Source organism: Duganella phyllosphaerae (assembly GCF_001758785.1).
Classification (GTDB): domain Bacteria; phylum Pseudomonadota; class Gammaproteobacteria; order Burkholderiales; family Burkholderiaceae_D; genus Rugamonas; species Rugamonas phyllosphaerae.
Genome location: NZ_LROM01000101.1, coordinates 1 through 1,744 on the forward strand (window position 1 = coordinate 1; position 1,744 = coordinate 1,744).

Consider the following 1,744-nt stretch of genomic DNA (forward strand, 5'->3'; position numbering starts at 1 on the left):
TCGCTGTCGGCCATCTCGACCGCCAACATCGCCAACGGTTTGACCTCCGACCAGATCGTCGCGCTGTCGTCGAACCAGATCGCCGGCCTGACCACCGCGCAAGTGGCGGCACTGTCGACCAGCAACCTGGTCGCCATCGAAGTAGCCGACCTGGCCGGCCTGTCGAGCGGCGACATCGCTGCCCTGAAAACGGCGCAGGTTGCCGCGTTCACGACCAGCCAGCTGGTCGCGCTGTCGACCGGCCAGGTGGCCGCTTTCACCACCGCTGGCGCTGCCGCACTGACGACCGACCAGATCGTTGCCCTGACCACGACCCAGGCTGGCGCGCTGACCAGCCAGCAAGTCGCTGCCTTGTCCACCAACGCCATCGTGGCGCTGGAAACGTCCGACTTCGCTGCGCTGAAAACCGCCGCGGTCGCCGCGCTGACCACCAACCAGATCCGCGCCCTGACCACCGACCAGGTGGTGGCCCTGACCACCGAAGGCGCCGGCGCGCTGACCACCGCGCAAGTGGCCGCCTTCACCACCGACGCCATCGTCGCGCTGGAAACGGCCGACCTGCGTGGCCTGGATACCGCCTCGTTCGCCGCGTTGACCTCGGCCCAGGTTGCTGCCCTGACCACTGCCCAGGTACAAAGCCTGAGCACGTCGGCCCTGGCCGCCCTGAGCACGGCCAACATCGCCAATGGCCTGACCAGCGACCAGATCGTCGCGCTGAGCTCGACCCAACTCGCTGGCATGACCACCGCGCAAATCGGTGCGCTGTCGACCAGCAACCTGGTCGCCATCGAAATAGCCGACCTGGCCGGTATCACCACCGCCGGTATCGCCGCCCTGAAAACGGCGCAAGTGGCTGCGCTGACCACCGACCAGCTGGTGGCCCTGTCCACCGGCCAGATCGTGGCGCTGACCACCGCCGGCGCTGCCGCGCTGACGACCGACCAGATCGTCGCGCTGACCACCACCCAGGCTGGCGTACTGACCAGCCAGCAAGTGGCCGGCCTGTCCACCGCCGCGATTGCTGCGCTCGAAACGTCCGACTTCGCGGCGCTGAAAACCGCCAGCCTGGCCGCGCTGACCACCAACCAGGTGCGTGCGCTGACCACCGACCAGATCGTGGCGCTCTCCACCACCGCCGCCAACGCGCTGACCACCGCGCAAGTCGCGGCCCTGACCACCGACGCCATCGTCGCGCTGGAAACGGCTGACATGGCTGCGCTGAAAACCGCCGCGTTTGCCGGCCTGACCTCGACGCAAGTGGCAGCAATCACCACCGCCCAGGTGCAGGCGCTGACCACCGCGTCGCTGTCGGCCATCTCGACCGCCAACATCGCCAACGGTTTGACCTCCGACCAGATCGTCGCGCTGTCGTCGAACCAGATCGCCGGCCTGACCACCGCGCAAGTTGGCGCGCTGTCGACCAGCAACCTGGTGGCGATCGAGCTGGCCGACCTGGCCGGCATCACCACCGCCGGTATCGCCGCCCTGAAAACGGCGCAAGTGGCCGCCCTGACCACCGACCAGCTGGTGGCACTGTCCACCAACCAGTTCGTGGCGCTGACCACCGCTGGCGCTGCCGCGCTGACGACCGACCAGATCGTGGCGCTGACCACCACCCAGGCTGGCGTACTGACCAGCCAGCAAGTGGCTGGCCTGTCGACGAACGCCATCGTCGCGCTGGAAACCGCTGACTTCGCTGCGCTGAAAACCGCCAGCCTGGCCGCGCTGACCACCAACCAGGCAG

The 1,744-nt window shown here is 68.2% G+C and carries 1 pseudogene; it reads left to right on the forward strand.

The window, feature by feature from the left end:
• Positions 1-1,744 (forward strand): annotated as a pseudogene (locus tag DUPY_RS18210) (heme utilization protein); the annotation flags it as partial.